1 protein-coding gene is annotated in these 1,778 nt (G+C 77.4%); it reads left to right on the top strand.

Annotated features, from left to right (window positions below):
* Window positions 1-6: 6 nt before the first annotated feature.
* A partial coding sequence (locus KN815_RS48925; protein ID WP_253209737.1) for a tetratricopeptide repeat protein occupies window positions 7-1,778 on the top strand: 1,772 nt, incomplete at its 3' end.

Here is a 1,778-nt window from a genome sequence, read left to right as displayed (position 1 = left end):
CGGGCCGTGCTGTTCGCGGCGGCGGCCACCGTGGGGCGGGGGTTCGCCGGGCGGCGCCGGGAGTTGCTCTCGCTGCGGGCCGATATCGAGCGCGCGGGCCTGGACACCCTCGCCGGCCGTAAGGCCGCCCGCAGCCGGGTGCTGCTGATCGCGGGCCGCCCCGGCTGGGGCCGTACGGCGCTGGCCGAGGAGCTGGCCCGGCGGCTCGCCGACGACTACCCCGACGGAGTGCTGAGCGCCCGGCTGACGACCTCCGCCGGCGCCCCCGTCCCCACCGAGCGCACCGCCCGTGAGCTGCTCGGACGGCTCGGCGTGACCGCCCCGCCGGGCGCGGACGAGGACGACCTGAGCGAGGCGCTGCGCTCGGCGCTGGACGGCAGGCGGGTGCTGTTGCTGCTCGACGACGTGGCCGGGGCCGAGCAGGTGGACGCGCTGCTGCCGGACGAGCCCGACTGCCTGGTGGTCGCCGTCTCGCGCGGCCCGCTGACCGGGGTGCCGGATGTGCGGCCGTGCACGGTGGGCGGGCTGGATGTGAGCGCGGCGGTCGGGCTGCTGGCGCAGTACACCGGCCCCACCCGGATCACCTGCGATCCGGTGGCCGCGCAGTCCCTGGTCGAGGAGTGCGCGGGCCAGCCCGCCGCGCTGGTCCTGGTCGGCGGCTGGCTCGCCGCCCGCCCCCAGGCGTCGGTCGACGACGCGCTGGCCCGGCTGCGCGAACTGCCGCCGGACGAGGGTGATCTCGATCACGGTGCCCGTCCGATGATCCGCGCCTTCCGGCTGGCCTACGCCGCGCTGCCGTCCGCCGCCGCCCGGATGCTGCGGCTGCTGGTGCTGGCGCCCGGCGGATCGGCCGACGCCCAGACCGCCTCCGCGCTGGCCGGATGCTCGGTGGCGGACGGCGAGGCGGCGCTGGAGGGCTTCGCCGCGTACGGGATGCTGCGCCCGCGCGGGCCGGGCGACTACCAGGTGCCCGGCTGTCTCGATCCGCTGCTGCGGGAGCGGCTGGCGGCCGAGGAGCGCCCGGCGGAGGTGGAGCTGGCGCGGGCGCGGATGCTGGAGCGGGCCGTACGGCAGTTGCACGCGTGCCGGCTGGCCGCCGAGCCCGCCGGTTCGCCGGGCCGCAAGAAGCTGGCCGGGATGCCGAAGCCGCTGCGCTTTTCGTCGTCGGCGCAGGCGGCCGACTGGCTGGCGGCCCGGCTGCCCACCCTGGTCGAGGCCGCCAGGCTGGCCGTGGAGATTGGTGAACTCGACACCCTGGCAAGGCGGTTGGTGGCCGCGCTCACCCATGCGCTCAGCGCCCACCGGGGTGCCGAGGGCGCCGCGGTGGAGCTGTACGGACTGCATGAGCTGGTGCTGGACGTGGCCCGGCGCCGCGATCTGCCGGTGGAGCGGGCGGCCGCGCTGCTGAACCTCGGCGATCTGGACGGCGGGGCGGGCCGGGTGGACCAGGCCCTCGCGCGGTACAAGAGCGCCCTGGAGGCCGCCCGTGAGTCGGGCGATCCGTATACGACCGGGCGGGCGCTGGAGTCGATCGGCGGCATCTACCAGGAGCTGGAGGACTGGCACCGGGCGGCCGACTGGTACGGACGCGCCCTGGAGCTGCGGCTGAGCCGCCGCGATCTGTCCGCGGTGGCCCGGATGTACGCACGGCTCGGCACCGTCCACGGCTATGCCGGGCAGTGGGGCGAGGCGCTGCGCGACTGGCGTGCCGCCGCGGCCGCCTGCCGTCGGGCGGGGGACCGGCCGGGGTACGCACGGGCGCTCAGTGGCGCCGCGGG

It is taken from the genome of Streptomyces niphimycinicus, from assembly GCF_018883605.1.
Lineage (GTDB): Bacteria > Actinomycetota > Actinomycetes > Streptomycetales > Streptomycetaceae > Streptomyces > Streptomyces niphimycinicus.
The sequence above is the reverse complement of the archived record's forward strand: the minus strand, read 5'-3'. Positions and strand labels throughout refer to the sequence as shown.